This is a genomic window from Rhizobium sp. 05L429, from assembly GCF_056397645.1.
Window position 1 is genome coordinate 74,148 of the sequence record NZ_JBFTNV010000023.1, and the last position, 24,903, is coordinate 99,050.

General features: G+C 61.0%; 23 protein-coding genes. 4 read left to right on the plus strand and 19 right to left on the minus strand.

Annotated elements, in window-relative coordinates; all coding sequences use genetic code 11:
* Positions 1-7: 7 nt before the first annotated feature.
* Together AC1DNW_RS22615 and AC1DNW_RS22620 are read right to left on the minus strand one after the other, a co-directional pair.
* Positions 8-694, minus strand: coding sequence for a Crp/Fnr family transcriptional regulator (locus AC1DNW_RS22615; RefSeq protein WP_113311279.1), 687 nt, complete (start codon positions 692-694; stop codon positions 8-10).
* A 113-nt stretch (positions 695-807) separates the two neighbouring features.
* Positions 808-1,005: a hypothetical protein gene (locus tag AC1DNW_RS22620; RefSeq protein WP_162748608.1), complete on the minus strand. Its 198-nt coding sequence runs from the start codon at positions 1,003-1,005 to the stop codon at positions 808-810.
* Positions 1,006-1,160: 155 nt separating this feature from the next.
* Here AC1DNW_RS22620 and AC1DNW_RS22625 point away from each other — a divergent pair, with 155 nt between their 5' ends.
* Positions 1,161-2,222, plus strand: coding sequence for a LacI family DNA-binding transcriptional regulator (locus AC1DNW_RS22625; RefSeq protein WP_113311281.1), 1,062 nt, complete (start codon positions 1,161-1,163; stop codon positions 2,220-2,222).
* A 58-nt stretch (positions 2,223-2,280) separates the two neighbouring features.
* On the opposite strand, the gene AC1DNW_RS22630 is transcribed toward AC1DNW_RS22625, so the two are convergent.
* From AC1DNW_RS22630 to AC1DNW_RS22660, 7 genes are all read right to left on the minus strand, one after another.
* Positions 2,281-5,601, minus strand: a complete 3,321-nt coding sequence (locus tag AC1DNW_RS22630; RefSeq protein WP_477854433.1) for an efflux RND transporter permease subunit — start codon at positions 5,599-5,601, stop codon at positions 2,281-2,283.
* Between the two features lie 12 nt (positions 5,602-5,613).
* Positions 5,614-6,846, minus strand: a complete 1,233-nt coding sequence (locus tag AC1DNW_RS22635; RefSeq protein WP_477854434.1) for an efflux RND transporter periplasmic adaptor subunit — start codon at positions 6,844-6,846, stop codon at positions 5,614-5,616.
* A 515-nt stretch (positions 6,847-7,361) separates the two neighbouring features.
* Positions 7,362-8,333, minus strand: a complete 972-nt coding sequence (locus tag AC1DNW_RS22640) for an ABC transporter substrate-binding protein (RefSeq protein WP_113299749.1) — start codon at positions 8,331-8,333, stop codon at positions 7,362-7,364.
* 54 nt (positions 8,334-8,387) lie between these two features.
* On the minus strand, positions 8,388-9,515 hold the full coding sequence (locus tag AC1DNW_RS22645; RefSeq protein WP_477854435.1) for an ABC transporter permease: 1,128 nt from the start codon (positions 9,513-9,515) through the stop codon (positions 8,388-8,390).
* Complete coding sequence (locus AC1DNW_RS22650) at positions 9,512-10,396, minus strand: ABC transporter permease (protein WP_477854436.1); 885 nt, start codon at positions 10,394-10,396, stop codon at positions 9,512-9,514. The genes AC1DNW_RS22645 and AC1DNW_RS22650 overlap by 4 nt, the downstream gene beginning before the upstream one ends.
* On the minus strand, positions 10,393-10,770 hold the full coding sequence (locus tag AC1DNW_RS22655) for a DUF559 domain-containing protein (RefSeq protein ID WP_113311286.1): 378 nt from the start codon (positions 10,768-10,770) through the stop codon (positions 10,393-10,395). Before AC1DNW_RS22655 ends, AC1DNW_RS22650 begins: the two co-directional genes overlap by 4 nt.
* Positions 10,771-10,987: 217 nt before the next feature.
* A complete protein-coding gene (locus tag AC1DNW_RS22660; RefSeq protein ID WP_477854437.1) occupies positions 10,988-11,773 on the minus strand; it encodes an ABC transporter ATP-binding protein in 786 nt (261 codons plus the stop codon).
* Between the two features lie 94 nt (positions 11,774-11,867).
* Between AC1DNW_RS22660 and AC1DNW_RS22665 the strand changes: the two genes are divergently transcribed.
* Positions 11,868-12,281 (plus strand): cupin domain-containing protein, encoded by a 414-nt coding sequence (locus AC1DNW_RS22665; protein WP_477854438.1) that lies wholly within the window; start codon positions 11,868-11,870, stop codon positions 12,279-12,281.
* A 2-nt stretch (positions 12,282-12,283) separates the two neighbouring features.
* On the opposite strand, the gene AC1DNW_RS22670 is transcribed toward AC1DNW_RS22665, so the two are convergent.
* The 5 genes from AC1DNW_RS22670 to AC1DNW_RS22690 all read right to left on the minus strand — a co-directional run bounded on the left by AC1DNW_RS22670 (position 12,284) and on the right by AC1DNW_RS22690 (position 16,281).
* A complete protein-coding gene (locus tag AC1DNW_RS22670) occupies positions 12,284-12,664 on the minus strand; it encodes a hypothetical protein (protein ID WP_477854439.1) in 381 nt (126 codons plus the stop codon).
* A 2-nt stretch (positions 12,665-12,666) separates the two neighbouring features.
* Positions 12,667-14,121: a dihydropyrimidinase gene (hydA, locus tag AC1DNW_RS22675; protein WP_477854440.1), complete on the minus strand. Its 1,455-nt coding sequence runs from the start codon at positions 14,119-14,121 to the stop codon at positions 12,667-12,669.
* Positions 14,118-14,708, minus strand: a complete 591-nt coding sequence (locus AC1DNW_RS22680; RefSeq protein WP_477854441.1) for an endonuclease domain-containing protein — start codon at positions 14,706-14,708, stop codon at positions 14,118-14,120. Before AC1DNW_RS22680 ends, hydA begins: the two co-directional genes overlap by 4 nt.
* Positions 14,708-15,961, minus strand: a complete 1,254-nt coding sequence (locus tag AC1DNW_RS22685; protein ID WP_113311291.1) for a Zn-dependent hydrolase — start codon at positions 15,959-15,961, stop codon at positions 14,708-14,710. The genes AC1DNW_RS22680 and AC1DNW_RS22685 overlap by 1 nt, the downstream gene beginning before the upstream one ends.
* A gap of 92 nt (positions 15,962-16,053) precedes the next feature.
* Positions 16,054-16,281, minus strand: a complete 228-nt coding sequence (locus AC1DNW_RS22690; protein ID WP_162748609.1) for a hypothetical protein — start codon at positions 16,279-16,281, stop codon at positions 16,054-16,056.
* Between AC1DNW_RS22690 and rutR the strand changes: the two genes are divergently transcribed.
* The gene (gene rutR, locus AC1DNW_RS22695) at positions 16,274-16,912 is read left to right on the plus strand and encodes an HTH-type transcriptional regulator RutR (RefSeq protein WP_477854442.1); all 639 of its coding nucleotides are present in this window, start codon (positions 16,274-16,276) and stop codon (positions 16,910-16,912) included. The two genes, AC1DNW_RS22690 and rutR, sit on opposite strands and share 8 nt — an antisense overlap.
* Positions 16,913-16,931: 19 nt before the next feature.
* Here rutR and AC1DNW_RS22700 read toward each other — a convergent pair whose 3' ends face one another.
* From AC1DNW_RS22700 to AC1DNW_RS22710, 3 genes are all read right to left on the minus strand, one after another.
* Entirely contained in the window at positions 16,932-19,502 is a 2,571-nt protein-coding gene (locus AC1DNW_RS22700; RefSeq protein ID WP_113311292.1) for an HWE histidine kinase domain-containing protein, read from the minus strand.
* Positions 19,502-20,035: a biliverdin-producing heme oxygenase gene (locus tag AC1DNW_RS22705; RefSeq protein ID WP_113311293.1), complete on the minus strand. Its 534-nt coding sequence runs from the start codon at positions 20,033-20,035 to the stop codon at positions 19,502-19,504. Before AC1DNW_RS22705 ends, AC1DNW_RS22700 begins: the two co-directional genes overlap by 1 nt.
* 254 nt (positions 20,036-20,289) lie before the next feature.
* Complete coding sequence (locus AC1DNW_RS22710; RefSeq protein WP_477854443.1) at positions 20,290-20,700, minus strand: rhodanese-like domain-containing protein; 411 nt, start codon at positions 20,698-20,700, stop codon at positions 20,290-20,292.
* Between the two features lie 82 nt (positions 20,701-20,782).
* On the opposite strand from AC1DNW_RS22710, the gene ftrA reads away from it, so the two are divergent.
* The gene (gene ftrA / locus AC1DNW_RS22715; protein ID WP_477854444.1) at positions 20,783-21,784 is read left to right on the plus strand and encodes a transcriptional regulator FtrA; all 1,002 of its coding nucleotides are present in this window, start codon (positions 20,783-20,785) and stop codon (positions 21,782-21,784) included.
* A 65-nt stretch (positions 21,785-21,849) separates the two neighbouring features.
* On the opposite strand, the gene preA is transcribed toward ftrA, so the two are convergent.
* Together preA and AC1DNW_RS22725 are read right to left on the minus strand one after the other, a co-directional pair.
* Complete coding sequence (preA, locus tag AC1DNW_RS22720) at positions 21,850-23,163, minus strand: NAD-dependent dihydropyrimidine dehydrogenase subunit PreA (RefSeq protein WP_113311296.1); 1,314 nt, start codon at positions 23,161-23,163, stop codon at positions 21,850-21,852.
* A 15-nt stretch (positions 23,164-23,178) separates the two neighbouring features.
* On the minus strand, positions 23,179-24,540 hold the full coding sequence (locus tag AC1DNW_RS22725) for an NAD(P)-dependent oxidoreductase (RefSeq protein ID WP_477854445.1): 1,362 nt from the start codon (positions 24,538-24,540) through the stop codon (positions 23,179-23,181).
* Between the last annotated feature and the right edge of the window lie 363 nt (positions 24,541-24,903).

Sequence of the window (24,903 nt, forward strand, 5' to 3'; positions counted from 1 at the left end):
CTAGAGCTTAGATACGCTTGAGCGTGTTGATGTCGCTGATGGCGATGAAGCGCCCGCGCACGGTCACGCCTGCAGACTTAAGCGTCGAGAAGGCGCGGGACAGCGCCTCCGGCGCCAGACCGAGCTTGCGGGCGAGCAGGTTCTTCGGGAAGGGCAGGCGCAGCGATGCCGTTGCCGATCCTTCTTCGACGCAGTGCGAGATAAGATAGTGCGCCACGCGTTGCGGCGCCGTCTGCATGCGGTCGTTGGCGAGGCATTCCATCGTCGACAGCAGATGCAGCGACAGGCTGCGCATGATCGCTGTGCCGATCCGTGGGTACTCGGCCAGCAGGGCGCGCACTTTGCCTACGTGGAAGCGGGCAAGAACCGTGTTGTCCATCGACTGGGCGGCGTAACGATAGATCCCGCCTGCCTGGATCAGACATTCGGCGAAGCTGTCGCCCGGCTCGCAGATGCGGATGTCTGCCTCGCGACCTTCTCCGTTCAGACGAAAGAGCCGGACGTAGCCTTCCAGCACGCTGTAGAAATAAACGCCAGGTTCGCCTTCCTGAAAGAGAATGTCGTGCGAAGCGGAAACCATTACAGTGGAGCAGGCGCGCAGCGCCTCGGTTTCCGCACTGTCCAGTTCTGCAAATATTCCGGCTCTGGAAAGCAGCGTCCGCTCGCGGCTGCTCGGCATCAGCATCCTGTTCATGTTCCCGCCTCCGGCGGCGGTCAACGCCGCCAATATTCCCCTTGATGATGCCAGAATAGAGGAAGCGAAGCGCGGGGGAATTGATTTTGGTCAAACGCTGCTGTTGAGAACTCTTATCGAAGCCGGCGATCGATCGGGATTGTGAAGGACCAGGCGTCCGGATGTTTGCGGCTGCTGGTGAACCGACGGATGAAAGGCAGGAGGACAAAGAGGCGCTTGCCGCGTTCGGCCTCGCTAGCAGGATGGTTGTTGCGCGGGTTACCCCAGCGGTCTTCATAGAGATCCTTGAATAGCGAACTGATCGGGACCATCGTTTCGTTCTCCACGATATTGAATCGATTCAAAAGCTCGGTGGGTTTTTTGAACCGATTCAATTCTCTTCCTCAACCTTGATGCTGTCAAGTTTATTTTGAACCGATACAATTTTTTGCTAGGGTGCCGTCGTTTATATCTGCAAGGAGCGGTTTTGGCTAAGGGGCATGTGAGACTGGCTGATGTCGCCAAGGCGGCAGGCGTATCGCAGGGCACGGCATCGAATGTATTCAGCCGTCCAGAAGTGGTCCGGGAGGAGGTTCGCGAGCGGGTGCTCAACGTCGCCCGAGAGCTCGGTTACGGCGGGCCGGATATCAAGGGCAGGCTGCTCAGGGCAGGGCGGGTGAACGCGATCGGTGTGGCTGCAGTCGAACCGCTCACCTACTTCTTCGACGACCCCTGGGCGCGTTCGCTAATGACCGCGGTCGGCGAAGTTTGCGATGCCAGCGGCACCGGTATTGCCGTCGTATCGGCGATGAATGAGGAGCGGCTTGCCTGGAACATCAACAGCGCGCTCGTCGATGGCTTCATCCTGCTGTGCGTGGAAGGCGGAGAGAGGCTGGTGGAACTCACCCGCCAGCGCCAACTGCCGTTCATCGCGCTGGCGCTCGGTATCGAGGACGAGACCATTCCGGCGATTGGCATCGACAATATCTCGGGCGGAGCTGCGGCTGCGCGGCATCTGTTGGAACTCGGGCACCGGAACATCGCGATTCTGTCGATCGGCGATGTCGATGGCCTTGTCGGCGTGGTGGCGCCCGAGCGTGTCGATCCTGAAATGGAGGCGACCCCGCGTGACCGCATGCATGGCTACTGGCAGGCGCTGGCGGAATATGGCATTCCTCGCGAAGCCATTCCGATCCAGGGAACCTTGCATGACAGATCGAGCACGCTGATGGCCATGGAAGCCCTGTTCTCCTCTGCCAATCCACCGACGGCAATTCTGGCGATGTCGGACAAGGTTGCATTGTTTGCCATGCAATGGCTCGCCGAGCGCGGGCTGAAAGTGCCAGAGGATGTTTCCATCATCGGCTTCGACGGCGTGCCTGAAGCTGCGATCTCGCTTCCGCGTTTGACCACCGTCGCGCAGCCCTTTGCCGAAATCGCCCGACGCTCGGTGACGGCGATCCTCGAAAATGCAGTGCCGGAAAACCGTGAGGCGCTCGATCTCGAACTTGTCGTGAGAGACAGCACGGCGGCACCACGTCCACGGTAAGGCTTAGAAAAGAAAAAGGCCGGGTTGATACCCGGCCTTTTTCTTCATGGCGTTATGCTTATTCAGCCGCGAAGGGCGGCAGGCGCAGCACGTTGGTGTCGTTGGCAACCTTGCGCTTGCTTTCCGGCTTCTCGATCGCGGTCAGGCGTTCCTCCAGCGAGTCGATGTCGCTGCGGTTCTCGCGGGCGACGCGGGTGAGATCTTCGCTCGACATCGGCAGGTCCTCCTTGTCCTTCTTGCCGACCAAGCGGCCGAAGATCCAGCCGAGCAGGCGGGAAAGATCGTCCATGATCAGGAAGAAGGAGGGCACGACGACGAGCGAGAGCACTGTCGAGACGATAATGCCGCCGATCACCGCGATCGCCATCGGCGCGCGGAACGAGCCGCCTTCGCCGACGCCGAGCGCGGAAGGCAGCATGCCGGCCGACATGGCGATCGAGGTCATGATGATCGGCCGTGCGCGCTTGCGGCCGGCTTCGACCATGGCCTCGACACGAGCCATGCCCTGGTGGCGCATCTCGATCGCGAAATCGACGAGCAGGATGGCGTTCTTGGTGACGATACCCATCAGCATCAGAATGCCGATCATGACCGGCATCGACAGCGGGTTGCTGGTGACGATTAGGCCCGCCGCCACGCCGCCGATGGCGAGCGGCAGCGAGAACAGGATGGTGAAGGGCTGGATTACGTCCTTGAAGAGCAGGATCAACACCGTCAGCACCAAGAGGAGGCCCATCAACATGGCGTTGACGAAGCTCTGCTGCATCTCGGACTGCACCTTGGTGTCGCCGCTTTCGGCAAGGTGCACCGTGGCAGGGATTTTGGCGTCGTCGACGATCTGGCGGAAGCGGGCCGAAGCCGTGTCGAGCGCCACGCCCTGCGGCAGGTCGGAGCCGATCGAGACGACGCGGTAGCGGTTGTTGCGCTTGATCGAGCTGACGCCTTCCGAATAGTCGATATTGGCGACGCTTGCGAGCGGAACGGTGCCGCCGCTGGCGGTCTGGATCTTCAATGCCCGAATGGCCGCCAGGTCGCGGCGCATGTCGAGTGATGCCTGAACCCGGATCGGAATCTGGCGATCGTCGAGCGAGATCTTGGCGAGAGCCGCATCGACATCGCCGATTGTAGCGACACGGATCGTCTCGGAGATCTGCTGCGGCGTGATGCCAAGGCGGGCGGCTTCGTCCTTGCGCGGGTAGACCTGCAATTCCGGACGGGGCAGGGCGCCGTCGGCGCTGACATTGGCCAGTAGCGGATCGGCACGCAGCTTGGATTCCAGAATGCCGACCGCATCATTCAGGTCCTTCTCGTTCTTGGAGAGGAAGTTGAAGGAGAGGTCGCGTTCGCCGCGGTCGTTGAGCTTGAGGATGTGGACGTCGGGAATGTCGCGCAGCTTGGCGAAGACTTCCTTTTCGATATCCCATTGCGGACGTTCGCGGCCGTGGACTTCCACCTTCGGCAGCATCGGACCGATGACAGGAATATGGCCGAGCACATCGTTGACCACCTTCTTGACCAGCGACTGGTCGAGCTTGTCAAGTGCCAGCGTGATCGTCGCGCGGCGCAGTTCAAGATCGCCCTTCGGCGATGCGCCGCCGAGCACGAAGACGCTTTCGACGCCGTTGATGTCCTTGACCCTGTCATAGATCGCATCGGTCGTCTTCTCGGTGTCGTCGAGCCGCGCATTGGGCGGCAGTTCGACGGAGAGAACGATGCGCGAGGCGTCTTCCGGCGGCAGGAAGCTGCCGGGAACCTGCATCAGCAAGAAGACGGAACCGACCAGGAAACCGATCGCAGCAAGCAGGGTCGCGTAACGCGTGTACCAGTGCCCCGTCGTGCCGCGTACCAGGCGCGTATAGCCCTTCATCAGCAGGCCGTCATTGTCTTGATGGTCTTCCATGCCGTCTTCGGCACGCATCAGATAGGCGGCCATCATCGGGGTGATGAGGCGCGCCACCATCAGCGAGAAGAAAACGGAAAAGGCGACCGTCAGCCCGAACTGAATGAAGTATTGGCCCGGAATGCCCGGCATGAAGGAAACGGGCACGAAGACGGCGATGATCGTGAAGGTGGTTGCGATGACGGCAAGGCCGATTTCGTCCGCCGCCTCGATCGCCGCCCGATAGGGCGTCTTGCCCATCTTGATGTGACGCGCAATGTTTTCGATTTCCACGATCGCATCGTMGACGAGGATACCCGTCGCAAGCGTCAGGGCGAGGAAGCTGACGAGGTTCAGCGAGAAGCCCATCATGTCCATGACCCAGAAGGTCGGGATCGCGKAGAGCGGTAGTGCGATGGCCGATATCAGGGTCGCCCGCCAGTTCCTGAGGAACAGAAGGACGACGATGATGGCGAGGAGCGCGCCTTCAAGCAGCGTGTGAATGGCGGCTTCGTAGTTGCCGTAGGTGAAGTAGACCGAATCGTCGATCAGCTCGATCTTCACGTTCGGGTTTTCGCTGCGCACCTTTTCGAGGCTCTGCCCCACGGTTTCGGCGACGCTGACTTCGCTCGCGCCCTTCGAGCGGAAAACGCCGAAGGTAACCACCGGCGTGTCGTTGAAGCGCGAGAAGGACTTCGGCTCCTCGTAGGTGTCCTTGATAACGCCAAGATCGGACAGCTTGACGAAGCGGCCGCTCGGCAGCGCAATCGTCGTGTCTGCAAGCTCGGCGACGTTGCGGGCGTCACCGAGAACGCGGATCGCCTGTTCGCTGCCCGCCACCTGGCCGCGGCCGGAGCCGAGGTCGACGTTGGTACCGCGCAGCTGCTGGTTCACGCTTGCGGCGGTGATGCCGTAGGCATTGAGCTTGTCGGGGGTGAGCTCGATGCGCACTTCGCGCTCCGCGCCGCCGTAACGGTCGACGCGGCCGATGCCGGCCTGACCCTGCAGCGCACGCTTGATAGTATCGTCGACGAACCAGGAGAGCTCTTCCAGCGACATGTCAGGCGAGGAAACGGCAAAGGTCTGGATTGCCTGTCCTTCGACATCGACCTTGGTGACAATAGGTGCTTCGGCTGTCGCCGGCAGATCGCTGCGAATGCGGTCGATCGCGTCCTTGACGTCCTGTACAGCCTGTTCCGTCGGCACTTCCATCCGAAACATGACGTTGGTCTGCGAGCTGCCGTCGGTTACCGACGACTGGATTTCGTCGATGCCGGTGATGGACGCGATCGCGTCTTCGATCTCCTTCGTCACCTGCATTTCAAGTTCGGCCGGCGAGGCGCCGCTCTGGGTCACGCTGATCGAAACGAGCGGCACGTCGATATTCGGGAAGCGCGTGATCGGCAGCGCGTTGAAGGACTGCATGCCGATGAAGATCAACAGGCAGAAGGCCAGGAGCGGCGCGATCGGATTTCGAATGGACCAGGCTGAAAAATTCATCGGATGGTCTCTTTAGTTGGAAGCCGAGGGCTGTTCGCGCACCGGCGTGATGTGGTCGCCGTCGCGGACATAGGCGCCCGCCTTGGCGACGACATCGTCGCCGGTCTTCAATCCATTGATGATCTCGATATAGGCACCGTCCTGAATGCCGGTCTCGACCTTGGCGAATTTCACCACGCCATTCTCGACCCTGCGGGCGGAGGAGCCTTCGCTGCCGGTAAGCACTGCCGTCAGCGGAAGCGATACGCCTTCGGTCTCGCGGACGATGATCTCGGCGCTGCCATACATGCCGGAACGCGCCTTGCTGTCATCGTCGATGGAGATATGGACGAGGCCGAGGCGGGTGACCGGATCGACGGTCGGCGACACCAGGCGCACCGCGCCGGAAAGCTTCTCACGGCTGCCGGAAAGCGAAATCGTCGCCTTCTGGCCGGCCATGACCCTGACAATGTCGCTTTCAGCGACTTCGGCGACAAGCTCGATGTCGCCGTCGCGGATGATGGTGAACAGCGGATTGCCGTTGCCGGCGGCAATGGCGCCGACCTTGGCGTTCTTGGCCGAAACGACGCCTGAAACCGGTGTTTTCACATCGGTGCGCGCCAGCTTCAGGTCCGCATCGGCAATCTGGCTGTCGAAGACCTTGAGGTCGGCTTCGGCGACCTCGATCGCCTGCTCGGCGGAAGCGACGCGGGCATTGGCGGCTGCGGCCGTCGCATCGGCTTGCTCGACCTGGGCGGTGGAAACAGTGCCCTTCTTGCCCATTTCCTGGGCACGGGCCTGCTGCTGCCTTGCCTGCTCGGCATTGGCCTGTGCCTCGATGAGCTGGGCGCGCAGCTGGGCAAGGCTTGCCTCGCCCTTGGCTTTCGTCGCCATCATCTGGCTCTTGGTCAGGACCAGAGCGTCATCGTTGAGCGTCGCCAGCGTGCTTTCGGCCTGAACCTTGTCTCCGACATCGGCCTTCAAGGTGCGAATGGAGAGGCCTTCGACCTGTGGCTGGATATAGACTTCCTCGACGGGCTTGACCGTTCCCGTGCCGATGACACGGTCGACGAGGGTCCGGTTCACCGCCGTGGTGACGACGATTGCCGGCAGGTTCTGGGGCGCCTGGGCCTGCGGATGCGTCGCMTGGGGTTCCTGAGCAAATACAGCCGAGGCCGCGAAAGTGGCGACAAGAAGCGCCGAGACCGCAAAAGCGGCGACTGGGAAAGTAGAGGCGCGTAATAATGCGTGCGGCTTCAGTGCCATGCGTCTTCGTCCAATCTCTTGACAGGATCGGCCGGAATCGCGCGTCGTCATGCAACTCGCGAACCGGGCAAATGCCGTCTTCCAAATCTCAGAGGTATTTACCCGCATCCCATCTGCCGGAACACATCGTTCCCATCCGGCAAATCAGGCTAGAACGTGGTATCGATTTGCTCCACGTGCAAGCCCGGCAGAAAATAATTCCCTATGAGACACTATTAATTACCAATGCGAGGCTCATCAATCACTAAAGGGTTATGTGAACATGACGATGATTGATCGGCTCGCATATCTTAAAGCGTGTCACGATCTTTCAGATCCGCTCGCCACACTTTAAGTCTCTGTTTTAATCATGTCGTTACCCGCAAAACCGGTGTCCCCGTTCGCGCGACATGCAATAGACGTTTGACGCCCGACAAATGCGACAGTTGCAAGGCGATTTTTTTCATTGAGTGCAAAAAATAGAAAACGCGCGGGAGAATCTCCCGCGCGCGTTGCATTTTGGCATCGATATGATGTTATTTGGCAGCGGCGTCCGTGATGTCGTGGGTCCAGGCGCCTGATGGTTCCTTGTTGATGATCTTCTGATCGAGAAGAGCCTTTGCCGTCCGGTCATAGAGCGTGGTGTCGAGCTTGCCGGTGCCGTCACCGATCAGCTTGGCGACTTCGCCCATCATGCGCTTCTGGTGGTTTTCGTCCTGGCCTCCTGCATCGACGACGATTCCGGCGGCTTCATCCGGGTTCTCCATGGCGTATTTCCAGCCCTTCATGGAGGCGCGGACGAACTTGACCATCTTCTCCTTGAAGGCCGGATCCTTCAGCTTTTCTTCCGAAGCATAGAGGCCGTCTTCCAAGAGGTCATTGCCCATGGCGGTATAGTTGAAGACGGTGAGGTCTTCCGGCTTCAGGCCGGCATCGATCGCCTGCCAGTATTCGTTATAGGTCATGACGGAAATGCAGTCGGCCTGCTTCTGCAGCAGCGGCTGAACGTCGAAGCTCTGCTTCAGCACGGTCACACCGTCGGGGCCGCCATCGGTCTTGAGACCGAGCTTGCTCATCCAGGCAAAGAACGGATATTCGTTGCCGAAGAACCAGACGCCGAGTGTGTGGCCCTTGAAATCGGCTTCGGTCTTGATCGGGCCGTCCTTGCGGCAGATCATTTCCATGCCGGACTTCTGATAGGGCTGGGCGATGTTGACCAAGGGAACGCCCTTTTCACGCGCCACCAGCGCACCACCCATCCAGTCGACGATCACATCGGCGCCGCCGCCGGCAATCACCTGCTCGGGAGCGATATCAGGGCCGCCCGGCTTGATATCGACATCGAGGCCCTCTTCTTCGTAGTAGCCCTTGTCCTTGGCAACGTAGTAGCCGGCGAACTGCGACTGGGTAACCCATTTCAGTTGCAGCGCGACTTTATCGGCCGCCATCGCGTGGGCGGCGGCAAGCGACATCGCGCTMGCCATCATTGCAACCATCAATTTTTTCATTTTCTTGTTCCCTCTGAAGTTATGCCCAGGCCCTGGTGCGGGGCCGGGGCCCGCCTAACCACCACGGATAGACGGATGCCAGAACGTCACCGCCCTCTCGGCAAGGGCGACGACACCGTAGAAGACCGAGCCTGCAAGCGCCGCGACGGCGATCTCGGCCCAGACCATGTCGACATTCATGCGGCCGATCTCCGTGGAGATGCGGAAGCCCATGCCGACGATCGGCGTTCCGAAGAATTCCGCAACGATGGCACCAATCAGCGCCAGCGTCGAGTTGATCTTCAGTGCATTGAAAATGAAGGGCATTGCGGCCGGAAGCCGGAGCTTGACCAGCGTCTGCCAGTAGTTCGATGCATAGGTGCGCATCAGGTCGCGCTCCATGTTGCCGGAGGCGGCAAGCCCCGCAACAGTGTTCACCAGCATCGGAAAGAAGGTCATGATGATGACGACGGCGGCCTTGGACGGCCAGTCGAAGCCGAACCACATGACCATGATCGGAGCCACGCCGATCATCGGCAGGGCCGAAACCAAATTGCCGATCGGCAGCAGGCCACGACGCAGGAAGGCGAAACGGTCGGCGAGGATGGCGACGACGAAGCCGCTGATGCAGCCGATGGCGTAACCGATCAGAACGGCCTTGAAGATCGTTTGCCTTATGTCCTCGCCGAGGATCGGCAGGGAAACCACGATGCGTGCGCCGATCGCGGACGGCGGCGGCAGCAGCACGAAAGGGACACCGGCGCCGCGCGTGATCGTTTCCCAGATGATGAGGATCCAGGCGCCGAAGATTGCCGGGATCAGCAGGCGCAGCAACCACTGGCCGGCTGGCGTTGTCGGTTTGAGCTCCGAAAGCTCCGTCACGCAGCGCCAGGCAAGCAGCCAGCAGGCGGCCAGCAGCAGGAAGAAGGAGGTACCGGCGAAGCCTTCATTGCCCGAAAGCGTGCCAAGCAGCAGCCATCCCGCGCCATGAGCGCCGATGAAGAGGGCGGTTGCGACAAGCGATGTGGGGAGGGGCGCGAAGGAGATCAGTGCCGCGACGATCGCGAGCAGAGCGACCAGGATGATAGTCCCTGCCGACGGAGGCTGTGTCGCACCGGCCGCAAAGACAGGCAGCATGACCATTGCGCCCGCCACGCAGAGGAGGGCGATCAGGCCCTGCCAGGAAAGCACGACTTGCTTCATGCCGGCCTCCCACCCATGGCGCGGTCGACGATCTTCGCCACGAGGCCAACGATGGCGACAAGGATGGCTGCCAGGACCGAGCCGGCGACCAGTGCTGCCCAGATATCGATGGTCTGGCTGTAATAGGAGCCGKCAAGCAGCTTGGAGCCAATGCCGGCGACGGCGCCGGTCGGCAGTTCGCCGACGATCGCGCCGACGAGGCTTGCGGCGATCGCTACCTTCATCGAGGTGAAGAGGAAGGGAATGGAGGCGGGTACGCGCAACTTCCAGAAGGTTTGTGCGGCCGTGGCATTATAGGTGCGCATCAGATCGAGATGCATGACCTCGGGCGAGCGCAACCCCTTCACCATGCCGACTGTGACCGGGAAGAATGAGAGGTAGGTGGAGATCAGCGCCTTCGGGATGAGGCCGGTGATACTGATCGAGCCGAGCACCACGATGACCATCGGCGCGATCGCCAGGATCGGTACGGTTTGGGATGCGATGATCCACGGCATCAGACTGCGGTCGAGCGCCTTGATATGGATGATGCCCACGGCGATCACGATGCCGAGCAGCGTACCGAGCGCAAAGCCGAGCGCGGTGGAGGAGAGGGTGATGCCTGCGTGGTAGACGAGGCTGCGGTTGCTGGAGAGTTTTMGCAGGAAGGTGTTTTCGAAGACGTTCTGCGCCACCTGATGCGGTGCCGGCAGGATGGGCTTCGGCTGGGAGAGGGTCCTGCCGATGAATTCCGTTGTCGTCKAGGTGACGTTGTTGCGCGTGTCCATGTCGCGCTGGAACGGCGCGTTGAGGAAGACGGCGGCGACATACCAGACGGCGACCAGCACCAGCAGGATGGTGAGGACGGGGACGATCTTGTCCTTGAGGGTGTCGGGTTTCATGCGGCGTTCCTCAAGAATGGTGCGGCATGTTTTTGTATTTCGATGAACACATAATCCGGGCCATCAAGCACTTGGGCATTGTCGAAACGGAGTACGGTGAAGCCTTGGTTTTTCAAGAAAGCATCGCGAGCGAGATCATGATGGCGACCGCTTTCGGTTTCATGGCTGTCGCCGTCTACTTCTACGATGAGACGAGCGGAGAGCCAGGCAAAGTCTGCAATATACGGGCCGATTGGTGTTTCGCGGCGGAAGCGAGCGCCCCAGGGACGGAGATCTCGCAGCATGTTCCACATGGCGGATTCAGCCTTTGTCAGTTCACGACGAAGGCGACGGGCTCTTTCACGGGTTTTGGGCTTAATGTTGGAATGTGGCATTCAGGCCTCCATTCCTGATGTGGAAAGGAAAACCCCTCCCCAACCCCTCCCCACAAGGGGGAGGGGCTCAGGTGGTTGCCGCCTGCTTGGCGTACCTGTCTCAACTCTGCTGCTGGTAGCAGCCTCGATCATGAAAGAAGAGGGCGCGGCAAATGTGTCCCTCCCCCTTGTGGGGAGGGGTTGGGGAGGGGTCTTTGCMACGCTCTGGAGCCCCAATCTATTGCTCATAACTATGCCCCGCCCTCAGCCCTTCGCKGACGCGATGGGCGATTTCCAGGAATTCGGGGGTCTCGCGGATGTCGAGCGGGCGCTCCTTGGGCAGCGTCGAGTCGATGATATCGGTCACGCGGCCGGGGCGMGGCGACATCACGACGATCTTCGTCGAGAGGTAGACGGCTTCCGGAATGGAGTGGGTGACGAAACAGATCGTCTTGTTGGTGCGCGACCACAGTTTCAGAAGCGCAGCGTTCAGATGATCGCGGACGATTTCGTCCAGCGCCCCGAACGGTTCGTCCATCAAGAGCAGGTCTGCATCGAAGGCGAGCGCGCGGGCGATCGAGGCGCGCTGCTGCATGCCGCCCGAGAGTTGCCAGGGGAATTTCTTCTCGAAGCCCGCAAGCTCGACGAGATCGAGCGCTCCAGCGATTCGCTTTTTTTGCTCTGGCTTCGCGTATCCCATGATCTCCAGCGGCAGGGCAATGTTCTTCTCGATCGTGCGCCAGGGATAGAGCGCCGGCGCCTGGAAGACGTAGCCATAGGCGCGGGCCTTGCGGGCTTCATCCGGTGTCATGCCGTTAATGGCAATTTCGCCCGATGTCTTGCGCTCGAGATCGGCGATGACGCGCAGGAAAGTCGTCTTGCCGCAGCCGGAAGGGCCGATGAAAGAGACGAACTCGCCCTTGCGGATATCGAGATTGACATCAGCAAGCGCGTGCACCGGCCCATCATTCGTCTGGTAGGTGAGACAGAGATCCTTGGCGGTCACGACGGAGGGTGCTTGCATCAATAAACCAGTCTTGTTTTCGCCGCGCCGGCGCGGTTTTCCGTGATATTATTGCCGCCGGTCTTACCGACAGCACAGTCCCAGGAGGATGAGGATGGACGCAAAATCAAAGCCCACCTGCCACATTGTTCGCCCTGACCATACCTATGACGGCAAGCAGGGGCTGAGTTATTTCGAGGGCATCGCGGCCGAGACAGTCGGCGCGAAGGGCATCTGCATGCATCTTCTGACGATCCCGCCCGGCGTGCGCGCCAAGGCGCATCTGCATGAGGCGCATGAGACGGCGATCTACATGCTCTCCGGCGAGGCGCATACGTGGTATGGCGACAGACTTGAGAACCATGTGATCGTGCACGCCGGCGAACTCTTCTATATTCCGGCCGGTGTGCCGCATCTTCCGGCAAACCTCAGCGGCACGCCCTGCACGGCGATCATTGCCCGCACCGATCCGAACGAGCAGGAAAGCGTGATCCTGTTGCCGGAGCTGGATGCGTTKGTGCCGGCGTGAGGCTATTTGCATAGCGGCAGCGGCCCCCACGTGATTGCAGCATCGGCCACGAACCCGATCGTATAGCCTTTGGTCCCTGATGTGATCTTGACGGTGTCCTCGTTGCTGCTCTCTTCGCCCTCCGCCTGGCAAGCGACAGTGGCGGTGAAGTCCTTGCCTTCGGTCTTCAGGACTTTCTTGATTTCGCAGTAAGAGGCCGCCGTGGTGATGCCCTCGGAAGTCAGCAGAAAGAAATTGTCGGAACCAGTGCTTTCGCCGCTCTTGGCGTAGGCGCAGCCATCCTTGTTGCCGTAGCTGCCCTTGATGGGCAGCGTGTCGGCATGTGCCGCGGTGGAAAGCGCGGCCAGGGAGACGATCGTCAGAAGCAGATGGCCGCGCATCATTATCACACGCCGCTCGCCGGGATGCCCGTGCGTTCAACCTTGCGCGGCGCGGTGATCTCCTTCCAGGTCGACAGTGCCTTGCTGACGGCGGTAACCGGCTCGCGCCTGACGAATTCGCCATGGCCCGAGCGGGTCTTGACGGTCCCTTCCTCGATCGCCACGACGCCACGCGTCAGCGTGTAGCGTGGCAGGCCGGTGACTTCCTTGCCTTCGAAGACGTTGTAATCGATCGCCGAATGCTGGCTCTTCGACGTAATGGTCTTGGAGCGCTTCGGATCCCAGACCACGAGATCGGCATCGGCGCCGACGAGGATGGCACCCTTCTTCGGGTAGATGTTGAGGATCTTGGCAATATTGGTCGAGGTGACGGCGACGAATTCGTTCATCGTCAGGCGGCCGGTGTTGACGCCATAGGTCCAGAGCATCGGCATGCGGTCTTCGAGGCCGCCGGTACCGTTCGGGATCTTGGTGAAATCGCCAACGCCGAAGCGCTTCTGCGCCGTGGTGAAGGCGCAATGGTCGGTCGCCACCACCTGCAGCGAACCGGAGGCGAGGCCCGCCCAGAGGCTGTCCTGATGCTGCTTGTTGCGGAAGGGCGGGGACATGACGCGGCGGGCGGCGTGATCCCAGTCCTTGTCGAAATATTCTGACTCGTCGAGGGTCAGGTGCTGGATTAGCGGCTCGCCATAGGCGCGAATGCCCTTCTGGCGAGCACGGCGGATTGCTTCATGGGCCTGTTCGCAGGAGGTATGGACGATATAGACGGGGCAGCCGGCCATGTCTGCGATCATGATTGCGCGGTTGGTGGCTTCACCCTCGACTTCGGCCGGGCGTGAATAGGCGTGCGCTTCGGGGCCGTTATTGCCTTCCGAAAGCAGCTTGGCGGAAAGGGAGGCGACGACATCCCCGTTTTCGGCATGGACGAGCGGCAGGGCGCCAAGCTCGGCGCAGCGCTGGAAGGAGGCGAACATCTCGTCGTCGTTCACCATCAAGGCGCCCTTGTAGGCCATGAAGTGCTTGAAGGTATTGATGCCCTTGTCCTCAACGATCGTCTTCATCTCGTTGAAGACCTGCTCGCCCCACCATGTGATCGCCATGTGGAAGGAATAGTCGCAATTGGCACGCGTGGACTTGTTGTCCCACATGGTCAGCGCTTCGAGCAGCGACTGGCCGGGAGAGGGAAGGGCGAAATCGACGACCATGGTCGTGCCGCCGGAAAGGGCCGCCCGCGTGCCGCTTTCGAAATCGTCGGAGGAATAGGTGCCCATGAAGGGCATTTCGAGATGGGTATGCGGATCGATGCCGCCTGGCATGATGTAACAGCCTGTGGCGTCCAGCACTTCGTTGCCGGAGAGGTTCGGGCCGATCTCGACGATCTTGCCGCCGTCAATCTTCACATCCGCCTTGTAGGTGAGGTCGGCCGTGACGATGGTGCCGTTCTTGATGACTGTGGTCATGATCGTTCCCCATTCTTGTTTGTAAATTCGGCTGGCGAATAAAAGCTGGGCAATTCGGAGCTGACCTCAAGCCGGCCTTCCAATGCAGCCAGGATCGTTTCAAGAACCGAGCCTCGTTCGCGCGAGATTTCCTGATTCCAGAAGCGCAGGACCGAATAGCCGTTTGCATTGAGCCATTCCGTTCGGCGTTGATCGGAGATGCTTTCGGCGTGCTGGAAGCCATCGATCTCGACAACGAGCTGCTCTTCCCGACAGAGGAAATCGACAATKAATGGGCCGAGTGGCACCTGCCTTGCGAATTTGTAGCCGTTCAAGCGCCGTGCGCGCAGGTCGCTCCAAAGGCGGTATTCCTCTTCGGTTTCATTGTGGCGCAGGTGTCGTGCTTGTTCGGTTTTGGCAGGGCGATGTTTGCGAATATCTTGTTTGATAATTTTGGTTGTGCCCGGAGCCCCCTCATCCGCCCTTCGGGCACCTTCTCCCCGAGGGGAGAAGGGGGGAGCGGCGACGTCCACCGTTCCCTTCTCCCCAGCGGGGAGAAGGTGGCCCGAAGGGTCGGATGAGGGGGCTCCGGGCGCTACGTTAGACATCAGGAGACAATCTCCGCCGTCTCGACCACCGCATGGAACAGCACGTCGGCTCCAGCCGTCGCCCATTCCTTGGAAATCTCCTCAGCCTCGTTGTGCGAAAGACCACCCACACAGGGACACATGACCATCGTCGCGGGCGCGACCTTGGCAGCCCAGCAGGCGTCGTGCCCGGCGCCGGAGATGACGTTCATGTGGCTATAGCCGAGACGCTCCGCGGCGGAGCGGACGGAGGTGACGAGCTTTTCGTCGAAGGTGACCGGCTCGAAATGGCCGATCGCCTCGATGGAACAGCCGACGCCCAACGCGTCGCAGATCTTCGGCGCTTCAGCCTCGATCTTCGCCCGCATGCGGTCGAGCTTGGCCTTGTCAGGCGAGCGGATGTCGACGGTGAAGACCACCTTGCCGGGCAGCACGTTGCGGGAATTTGGCGAGAAGAAGACCTGGCCGACGCCACCGACGGCGCCCGGCTGTTCGCCCATCGCCACGCCCTGGACCATCTCCAGGATGCGCGACATGGCAAGACCGGCATTGACGCGCATGTTCATCGGCGTCGAGCCTGTATGGGCCTCCTTGCCGGTCAGCGTGAATTCCAACCACCAGAGGCCCTGACAGTGGGTGACGACGCCGATCTGCTTGTTCTCGGCTTCGAGGATCGGGCCTTGTTCGATGTGATATTCGAAATAGGCGTGCATCTCGCGGGCGCCGACTTCCTCGTCGCCGACCCAGCCGATGCGCTTCAACTCGTCGCCGAACAGGTTGCCTTCGGGGTCTTTGCGGTTATAGGCGAAGTCCAGGCTGTGCGCGCCGGCGAAGACGCCTGATGCCAGCATTGCCGGAGCGAAACGCGCGCCTTCCTCGTTGGTCCAGTTGGTCACGACAACAGGATGCTTCGTCCTGATGCCGAGGTCGTTCATGGTTCTGACGATTTCGAGGGCGCCGAGCACGCCGAGCACGCCATCATATTTGCCGCCGGTCGGCTGGGTGTCGAGATGCGAGCCGACATAGACGGGGAGAGCGTCGGGATCGGTGCCGGGGCGGGTCGCAAACATGGTGCCCATCTTGTCGACGCCAAGCGTCATGCCGGCGTCTTCGCACCATGTCCTGAAGAGGCTGCGGCCTTCGGCATCCGAGTCCGTCAGTGTCTGGCGGTTGTTGCCGCCGGCAATTCCCGGGCCGATCTTCGCCATGTCCATGAGACTGTCCCAAAGACGGTCCCCGTTGACGCGCATGTTTTCGCCTGGCGCTGCCACCATACTGAAAATCCTCACCTGTTTTACGGCAGTCATGCAAGGTGCACGCCCGCCTTGTTCCCGTGGTCAAATTCCTACTGCTGCCGCTTGTTTCGTCAGCGCCGGAAAATCGCCAGTTGCCTTTGTTTTTTATCTGGCAGATAATTTGACCGATTGGTAAACATTACAACTTCCATCGCGGCGCTCAAGACGAAAATCACGAAAAATACAGACAAAATATGGGCAAAAAGGCAGGCAGTTGCCCATTTAAGCGGCAGGAGAGGCTGCTCTTCCAATCTTGAGCGAAGGAGTTGAATTTCAAGGGGAAAAGAGCGAATGGCCATTCCGAGAGCGGCGAAGACACTTCGCCGGACCCGAATCCAGGAAGAGAAGGAAGAGCTGATCCTGGAAGCGGCGCTGGATGTGTTTTCGGTTAGCGGCTTCCGCGGCTCGACCATCGACCAGATCGCCGAGGTCGCCGGCATGTCGAAGCCGAACCTGCTCTATTATTTCCGCACCAAGGAAGCCATGCATCGCGCGCTGATCGACCGCGTCCTCTATAACTGGCTCGAGCCGCTGCGGGCCTTCGATGCGGAGGGAAATCCGGAATCGGAGATCCGCAGCTATATCCGCCGCAAGCTCGAGATGGCGCGCGATTTTCCCCGGGAKAGCCGGCTGTTTGCCAACGAGATGTTGCAGGGCGCGCCACACGTTCTCGATATGCTGAAGGGACCGCTGAAAGAGCTGGTCGACGAAAAGGCGGCTGTCATCCGCACCTGGACGAAAAGCGGCAAGATCGCCCCCTGCGATCCCTATCATCTGATCTTCTCGATCTGGTCGACGACGCAGCACTATGCCGATTTCGATGTGCAGGTCCGGGCCGTGCTGGGTGAAGAACATTCAGGTGACGGGCGCTTCGAAGATGCGGCCCGCTTCCTGGAACGGCTCTTCATCGGCGGATTGCGGCCGGATTGATCCGGAGCCGGATCATCGCCTAAGGCTTGCCTGGAAGCGCCACGCGGACAAGAATGTCTGTCACGCCTTCGATCGTGTAGGGCTTCTGCAGGACCGGTGCATCCGAATGGCTGTGAGCCTGGGCTATCCCCTCGCCATAGCCGGTGGCGAAGACGAAGGGCACGTTGCCGGCGGCCAGCCGGTCGGCGATGGCAAAGCTGGTTTCGTCACCGAGATTCACATCGAGAAGGGCGAGATCGAAGGACTGGTCGGCCAGGAATTCCATCGCTTCGGCAACACTTGGCGCCGTTGCGACCTCCGCGCCCAAACGGCGCAGGATGTCTTCGCCATCCATGGCGATGATCAGGTTGTTTTCCACCAGAAGCACATTGAGGCCGGCAAGGGGTTCGTTGTTTGAGCCGATGACCTTGCGTTCTGTCGTTGTGACCGATGTCGGAGCGAGGCGTTCGCTCCCCGGGTTTGCCGCATTCACGTTCTTGGCCGGAATCCAGAAATCGGCTTCCAGCCCTTCGTTGATGTAGCGGACTTCGGCCTTGCCACCAAGATCGTAGGGTATGGAGCGGCGAATGATCGTCGAGCCGAAGCCATGCCGGGTGGGTTCCGATACCGGGGGGCCGTCCTTTTCGCGCCAGCCGATGTGGAGATTGCCTTCTTCGTCTCTCATCCAGCCGAGTTCGACAAAACCGGATCCAGAAAGGCTCCCATATTTGGCGCTGTTCGTCACCAGCTCATGGAAGACCAGGGCCGTGGTTGAAAAGGCCTGTGGCTCCAGCAGCACATCCTCGCCGGTCATTCGGATGCGCTGGGCATTTTTGCCGAGATAGGCGGCGGCTTCGGCCATAAGCAATTGCCGCAACGAAGCGGGTGCCCAGTGATCGCGGGTGATCTGATCGTGCGCTCGGGAGAGCGACTGGACGCGGCCTTCGAGCTGGCGGACATAATCCGGGAGGCCGATCGAGGTCGATTGCGACTGGCGGATGAGCCCGCCGATCAGGCCGAGGATGTTGCGAACGCGATGGTTCAGCTCGGCGATCAGCAGTTCCTGCCGTTCGTTGGCGAGCTGGCGCGCCATGCTGGCCTCATCCGTCAGGCGCAGCACCACTTCGATCAGCGTGACACGGATGGTTTCTGCAACGCGACGCTCCGCTTCGGTGAAGGGCAGGGAGCGGCCGCGCACCAGCTCGGACCAGGCTTCGAAACTCTTGCGCGGGGTGAGCCGCGGGCCGTTCGGGCCATAATCCACGGGCTTCTGCGGATCGCCGGCCCAGCGCACGGTGCGCACGATTTCCTGTCGGAACAGCACGACATAATCGCGCGGCGAACGGGAGATCGGAATGGCGAGCATGCCAGCCACGGCATCATCGATTTCGATGTCGGGATAGGTTTCTGCAAGGCGATCGACCGCAAAAACCCGGCCGGCGGCATTACGATTAAGGTGACGGATGAGGGCGGCAAAGCTCTTCTCATCCGGGCCGAGACCTGCAATCGCCCGCCGCCCGTTGATCCAGACGCCGATACCATCGGCGGGGATGGCATCTGCCAGCGCGTCGATCAGCCATGTCGGATCATCAAGCAGGCTCGCATTGTCGGCAACGGAGGTCAGCAGCCGGTCGGCGATGCGGCGCGCCTTGGTTTCGTAATCGAGCGCCAGGCGCCGTTCGCGGCTTTCGAGGCGGGAAGCAAACATCTGCCCGAAAAGTTCTGCCGTGGAGCGGCTTTCGGCCGAGGGCAGGCGGGCGCTGTAATGGTGGCAGGCAAAGAGGCCCCAGAGCCTGCCATCGACAACGATGGAGATCGAGAGCGAGGCGCCGACGCCCATGTTCTTCAGATATTCGATATGTATCGGCGAAACCGAGCGCAGCACGGACATGGAAAGATCAAGCGGGCGGCCGTGCTCGTCGACTTGCGGCAGGATCGGCACAGGTGTCGCATCAATATCGGCGATGATGCGGAAGAGGTTGCGCAAATAGAGCGCTCGGGCCTGAACTGGAATGTCGGATGCGGGATAATGCAGGCCGAGGAAGGAGCCGATGCCCGGCCGGGCAGCTTCGGCCACGACCTCGCCGGAGCCGCTGTCGTCGAAGCGATAGACCATCACACGGTCGAAACCGGTCAAGGCGCGGGCCTGTCTCGCGCCTTCCCGGAAGAAGGCTTCCAGGGTTTCCGTGTGGTCCAGACGCGACATCATGCTGCGCGTGGAGAGCGAAGGCGCGCTGGATCTGCCTCCGTCGGCACGTTCGCCCTCGATGATGATCTGACCGTTGCAGACATGCACCGCCACGTCGAAGCGTGCCTGCGCCGCCGTCAGCGCGATATCGAAAATGCGTTCGACAATGTCCGGACCGCGCAAGGTGGCGAGCTTGTTGCGGAGCGTATGCAGCGCTTCCGGCGTAATCAGCGACGAAATGGGCCGGCCGACGGCATCAGTATGGGCGATATCAAGGAATTCCGAAAGATTGGCCGAGGCGCGGGTAACGATCCAGTCCGAGGAGACGGCAAGCAGGAAACCGAAAGGCTGGACGGAACCAAGCTGATGGATCGGCTCCCGGTCGCAATTGGTCAGATCAATGGGGGCGTCGGCATCGCTCATCAGACGGCTTCCAGTTCAAGCTGCGCCGCCTTCAGGAACAGGCCGAAGACATTGCGCGCAGCCGCAACGGCGCCTGCAATATCGTCAATGCCGCTGGTATCAAGACGTTCCATGAAGGCGCGCATCGAGCCCTTCGGACCTTGCGGGCCGAGATAGCTGCCCGGCAGGTGATTGGGCACGGCTTTTGCGAGCAGGGCGCCGCCAAGCTTGGATCCTTCAAGCACATAGACTGCACCCCAGAGCGAGGCTTCGTCGGCAAGCGCGGGCTGCGGCAGGAGTGGCGGTGGTGGCTCGTTCAGGGCGGCCATATCGGCGAGAAGAAGCGATGCGCGACGGCGCACCGGCCAGTCCGGCAAGAGCGTCGTGATGCCGGCCTGCTCAAGGGCAGCTTCGACCGAAGGAACAGCACGAGCATGGGCACGCAGGAAGGTTTTATAGTCGCGGGTGTCGGAGAGGTTGAACTTGCCGAAGAGGGCGTCCACCTCGGCATGGCGGTCTGCTGTTTGTACGCGAAGGGCACTGCGAAGTGACATGCTGACCGTGTTCCAAAACGAAATAGCTTCCAGCGCCGTCCACAACGACGACGAGTATAGCGATATACGGCAGCATCGCTTTTTTTCCAGAGAAACCCTCAGAAAAACATGGATTTCCGCGATATTGGCAATCCAGTTTCTCTGGGGCAGCCGACCACGACTGGTGTGTATGGCCTCATATCGACCGACGCCCTGAAAAGCTTGGCCGGAAGAGGATGAAGCCTTTCTCTTCGCCGGGGAGAAGGGAGTTGAGATCAGGCGGCAGCGCTTGCGACGCCTTCAAAAGCAAAACCTTCATCCGCCCAGCCGGTCAGGCCACCGATCATCAGCTTGACGGACAGGCCGAGGCGGGAGAGGCGCAATGCCGCCTTGTCCGCGCCGTTGCAATGCGGGCCGGCGCAATAGACAACGAACAGCGTATCGGCAGGCCATTCGGACATGCGGTGCGCGGTCATCTTGCCGTGCGGCAGGTTGAGGGCGCCTGGTATATGCGAGAGGTTGAAGAGCGTCGGCGAGCGCACGTCGAGCAGCACGAAATCGACCTTGCCGGAGGCKAACGCGGCGTTCACATCCGAGCAGTCGGTTTCGAAGGCGAGCTTGCGGGCGAAGTGTTCGGCGGCAGCCTCAGATGCTGCGGCGGGGATTTCAGAAACGGGGCTCGGCATAATCTGGTCCTTTGTTGGTTCTGGTCTTGGCTTGGTTGCAGCTAATCATTGCTGATGATAGTGATTGGCGAAATTGGCCATCATGACCGATAGCGTAAAGATCATGCCAAAAGCGGATATGCATAAAACGCAGGGGCCGMATGTCGTGGCGCTTGCCTATGACGGGCTCTGCACCTTTGAATTCGGTATCGCCTATGAGGTCTTCGGCCTGTCCCGGCCGGAGATGGGCGAGGGCTGGTATCGTTTCTCGGTCGCCGGCATCGAGCCGGGTCCGCTGCGTGCGGCCGGCGGGCTCACGGTCGCCGTCGACAACGGGCTTGAACTGCTCGACGAGGCCGATCTCATCATCGCACCGGGATGGCGATCGATCGATGCGGCGGTGCCGGAGCCCCTAATCGCCGCCTTGCAGGCTGCGCACCAACGAGGCGCGCGGATCATGTCGCTCTGCTCGGGTGTGGCCGTGCTTGCCGCCGCCGGTCTGCTTGCCGGGCGGCGGGCAACGACACACTGGCGCTATGTCGCCTCGATCGCTGCGCGTTACCCCGACATCGCGCTCGATGCCGACGTGCTCTACATGGACGAGGGCAGCATTTTGACGGCGGCAGGCAGTGCGGCCGGCATCGACCTTTGCCTGCATGTGGTGCGCGGCGATTTCGGCCCCGACGCCGCCAACAGCGTGGCGCGACGTCTCGTCGTTCCGCCGCATCGCGAGGGCGGGCAGGCGCAATTTATCGCGGCCCCCGTGCCGGAAGAGCGCGAAGGCATTCGTCTCGGGCCATTGATCGAATGGATGCGTGGTCGGCTTTCCGAGGAGCAGCCGATCAGCCTGCTCGCAGGCAAGGCAGGCATGAGCATGCGTACCTTCCAGCGCCGCTTCGAGGCGACGACGGGTGACAGCGTAGGCGAGTGGCTGCTGAAGGAGCGGTTGCGGCATGCCCGCGACCTGCTGGAAAAGGAGCTCGCCGTCTCACTCGACGATATCGCTGTCGCCTGCGGCTTCGGCACGTTGGCGACGATGCGCCACCATTTCCGCCGGCGGCTCGGCACGAGCCCCAGCGCCTACAGGAAGTCTTTCGGGCTTTGAGGATCGACGGATAAAGAAAAAGCCGCCGTGGACGGGCGGCTTTTTCATCAGGCTTTTCGGAGGTCCTACTCCGCAGCCTGGCGCGCCATCGGGTTGTTCGGATGCGTCGTCCAGTTGGCGTAGGCGGGCTCGACCACCTTGCCGGTGCGCTTATCCAGAGAGCCGGCGGGAAGCTGCTCCATGGTGATGCAGTTTTCGACCGGGCAAACGCTGACGCAGAGATTGCAGCCGACGCATTCCTCGTCCATCACTTCGAAATGCCGAACGCCATCCACGAAGTTGGTGATCGCCTGGTGCGAAGTGTCCTCGCAGGCGATGTAGCAGCGGCCGCATTTGATGCAGGCGTCCTGATCGATCTTCGCCTTGGCGATGTAGTTGAGGTTGAGGTACTGCCAGTCGGTGACGTTGGGCACGGCGCGGCCGGTAATGTCGTCGAGGGTCTTGTGGCCCTTTTCGTCCATCCAGTCGGAGAGGCCSGTGATCATCTCCTGGACGATCTTGAAACCGTAGGTCATGGCTGCGGTGCAGACCTGAACATTGCCGGCGCCGAGGACCAGGAATTCAGCCGCATCGCGCCAGGTGGTGATGCCGCCGATGCCTGAGATCGGCAGGCCGTAGGTTTCCGGATCGCGGGCGATCTCGGCGACCATGTTCAGCGCGATCGGCTTGACCGCCGGGCCGCAATAGCCGCCGTGGCTGCCCTTGCCGCCGACGGTCGGGTTCGGCGCGAAATTGTCGAGATCGACGGACACGATGGAGTTAATCGTATTGATCAGCGAGACGGCATCCGTGCCGCCGGCTTTTGCTGCACGGGCGGGGCGGCGGACATCGGTGATATTGGGCGTCAGCTTGGTGATGACGGGCATGCGGGTGTACTGCTTGCACCAGCGCACGACCATTTCGATATATTCCGGCACCTGGCCGACCGCCGAGCCCATGCCGCGCTCGGACATGCCGTGCGGACAGCCGAAGTTCAGTTCGATGCCGTCTGCCTCGGCCTCTTCCACCAGCGGCAGGATGGCCTTCCAGGCCTGCTCCTCGCAGGGCACCATGATCGAGGCGATGAGCGCCCGGTCAGGCCAGTTCATCTTGACCTGCTTCATTTCCCGCAGATTGGTCTGCAGGTCGCGGTCGGTGATGAGCTCGATATTGTTCAGGCCGAGCAGGCGGCGGTCTGCGCCCCAGATCGCGCCATAACGCGGGCCGTTGACGTTGACGACAGGCGGGCCTTCCTCGCCGAGCGTCTTCCAGACGACACCACCCCAGCCGGCCTTGAAGGCACGCTCGACATTGTAGGCCTTGTCGGTCGGCGGCGCGGAGGCGAGCCAGAAAGGGTTCGGGGACTTGATGCCGACGAAATCATTGCGGAGATCAGCCATTGTTCATTCTCCCCTTCAAGCGACCGCGACAGCCGGAGCGGCTGCGGCAGACAKGGTGCGGTGAATGGATTCGGCCGCATCGCGGCCGTGGGCGACGGCAGAAACCGTAAGGTCGTCACCGCCGAAGACGCAGTCACCGCCGGCCCAGACGCCATCAATCGATGTGCGTCCTTCAGCGTCGACGGAGATGCGGCCGGTTTCCGTGCGCAAGGCGCCAATGCCTGAAGCTTCGAAGGTCTGGCCGATCGCCTTGAAGATCTGGTCGGTGGCGATCACACCAGTCTCGCCCGTGCCGGCGAGGCGGCCGTCGACGAGGCTGGTATATTCCACCTCGATCGCCGCGACCTTGCCATCCTGAGAAAGGATGGATTTCGGCGCCAGCCAATGGCGGATGATGACACCTTTCGAGGTGGCAAGATCCTGCTCGAATTCGGAAGCGTTCATGTGCTCCTTGCCGCGGCGGTAGCAGATCGTCACCTCTTCCGCGCCAAGCAGCTTTGCCTGCACGGCAGCGTCGATTGCCGTCATACCGCCACCGAGAACGACGACGCGGCGGCCGATGGCGATCTCGCCCTTGTTGTCTGCCTGACGCAGGGCCGCGATGAAATCGACGGCGTCATCGACACCAGGAAGGTTTTCGTTGTCGACGCGCAGTGCATTGACGCCGGCAAGGCCGAGGCCGAGGAAGACGGCGTCATACTGGCCCTGGAGATCGGCAAGCGAGAAATCGCGGCCGAGCTGCTCACCGTGCTTTACCTCGATGCCGCCGATGGAGAGGACATAGTCGACCTCTTTCTGCGCGAAGTCGTCGACCGTCTTGTAGGTGGCAATGCCGTACTCGTTGAGGCCGCCCGACTTCGGCTTGGCATCGTAAATCACGACTTCGTTGCCCTTGACGGCGAGGCGGTGGGCAGCCGCGAGACCGGCGGGGCCTGCGCCGACGACGGCGATCTTCTTGCCTGTCGGCTCTGCCCGTCGGTAGAATTGCTTGCCGGCACTCATTGCCGCATCCGTCGCGTAGCGCTGCAGGCGGCCAATCTCGACGGGGCGCTCTTCGGCCGTGTTGCGCACACAGGCCTGCTCGCAGAGTTCTTCGGTGGGACAGACGCGGGCGCACATGCCGCCGAGGATATTCTGATCGAAGATCGTCTTGGCCGAGCCGATCGGATTACCGGTCGAAATCTGGCGGATGAAGAGCGGAATATCGATGGAGGTGGGACAGGCCGTCATGCACGGCGCGTCGTAACAGAAATAACAGCGGTCGGAGGCGACCAGCGCTTCGTGATTGTCGAGGCGCGGGTGAAGATCGGAAAAATTAGCCTCGTACTCGGCGGAAGCAAGCCGGCCGGCACGAATCCCAGTTTCCAGACGTTCCATTGAAGTTCCCTCTTTATTGGTAACGGCCAGTGAGGGAATCGTAACTCAGGTTCAAAAATTTATCAAACGGTAAAATTTTGGCAATTTTCACTCGTTTCCTTCTCCTAACTGATTGATTTTATTCGCTGTGGTAATTCTTTGGGCAATCTCTGCCTTTCAATTGGACGGACCGAAGCGGCACTCGGATTTCGGCCCGCGAAAAAAAATTGATAAAAGTCCAATTTATTTCCAATCGTGCGGAACCAAAGTTAACGCGCGTAGTTAATGCGATATCCGGATGATGACCGCATCGACCCAACATGCGCGCCCCCAACCCATCATTCGGACGAACTCACGGTMCCCTCCCGGTGAGTGGAGACAGCC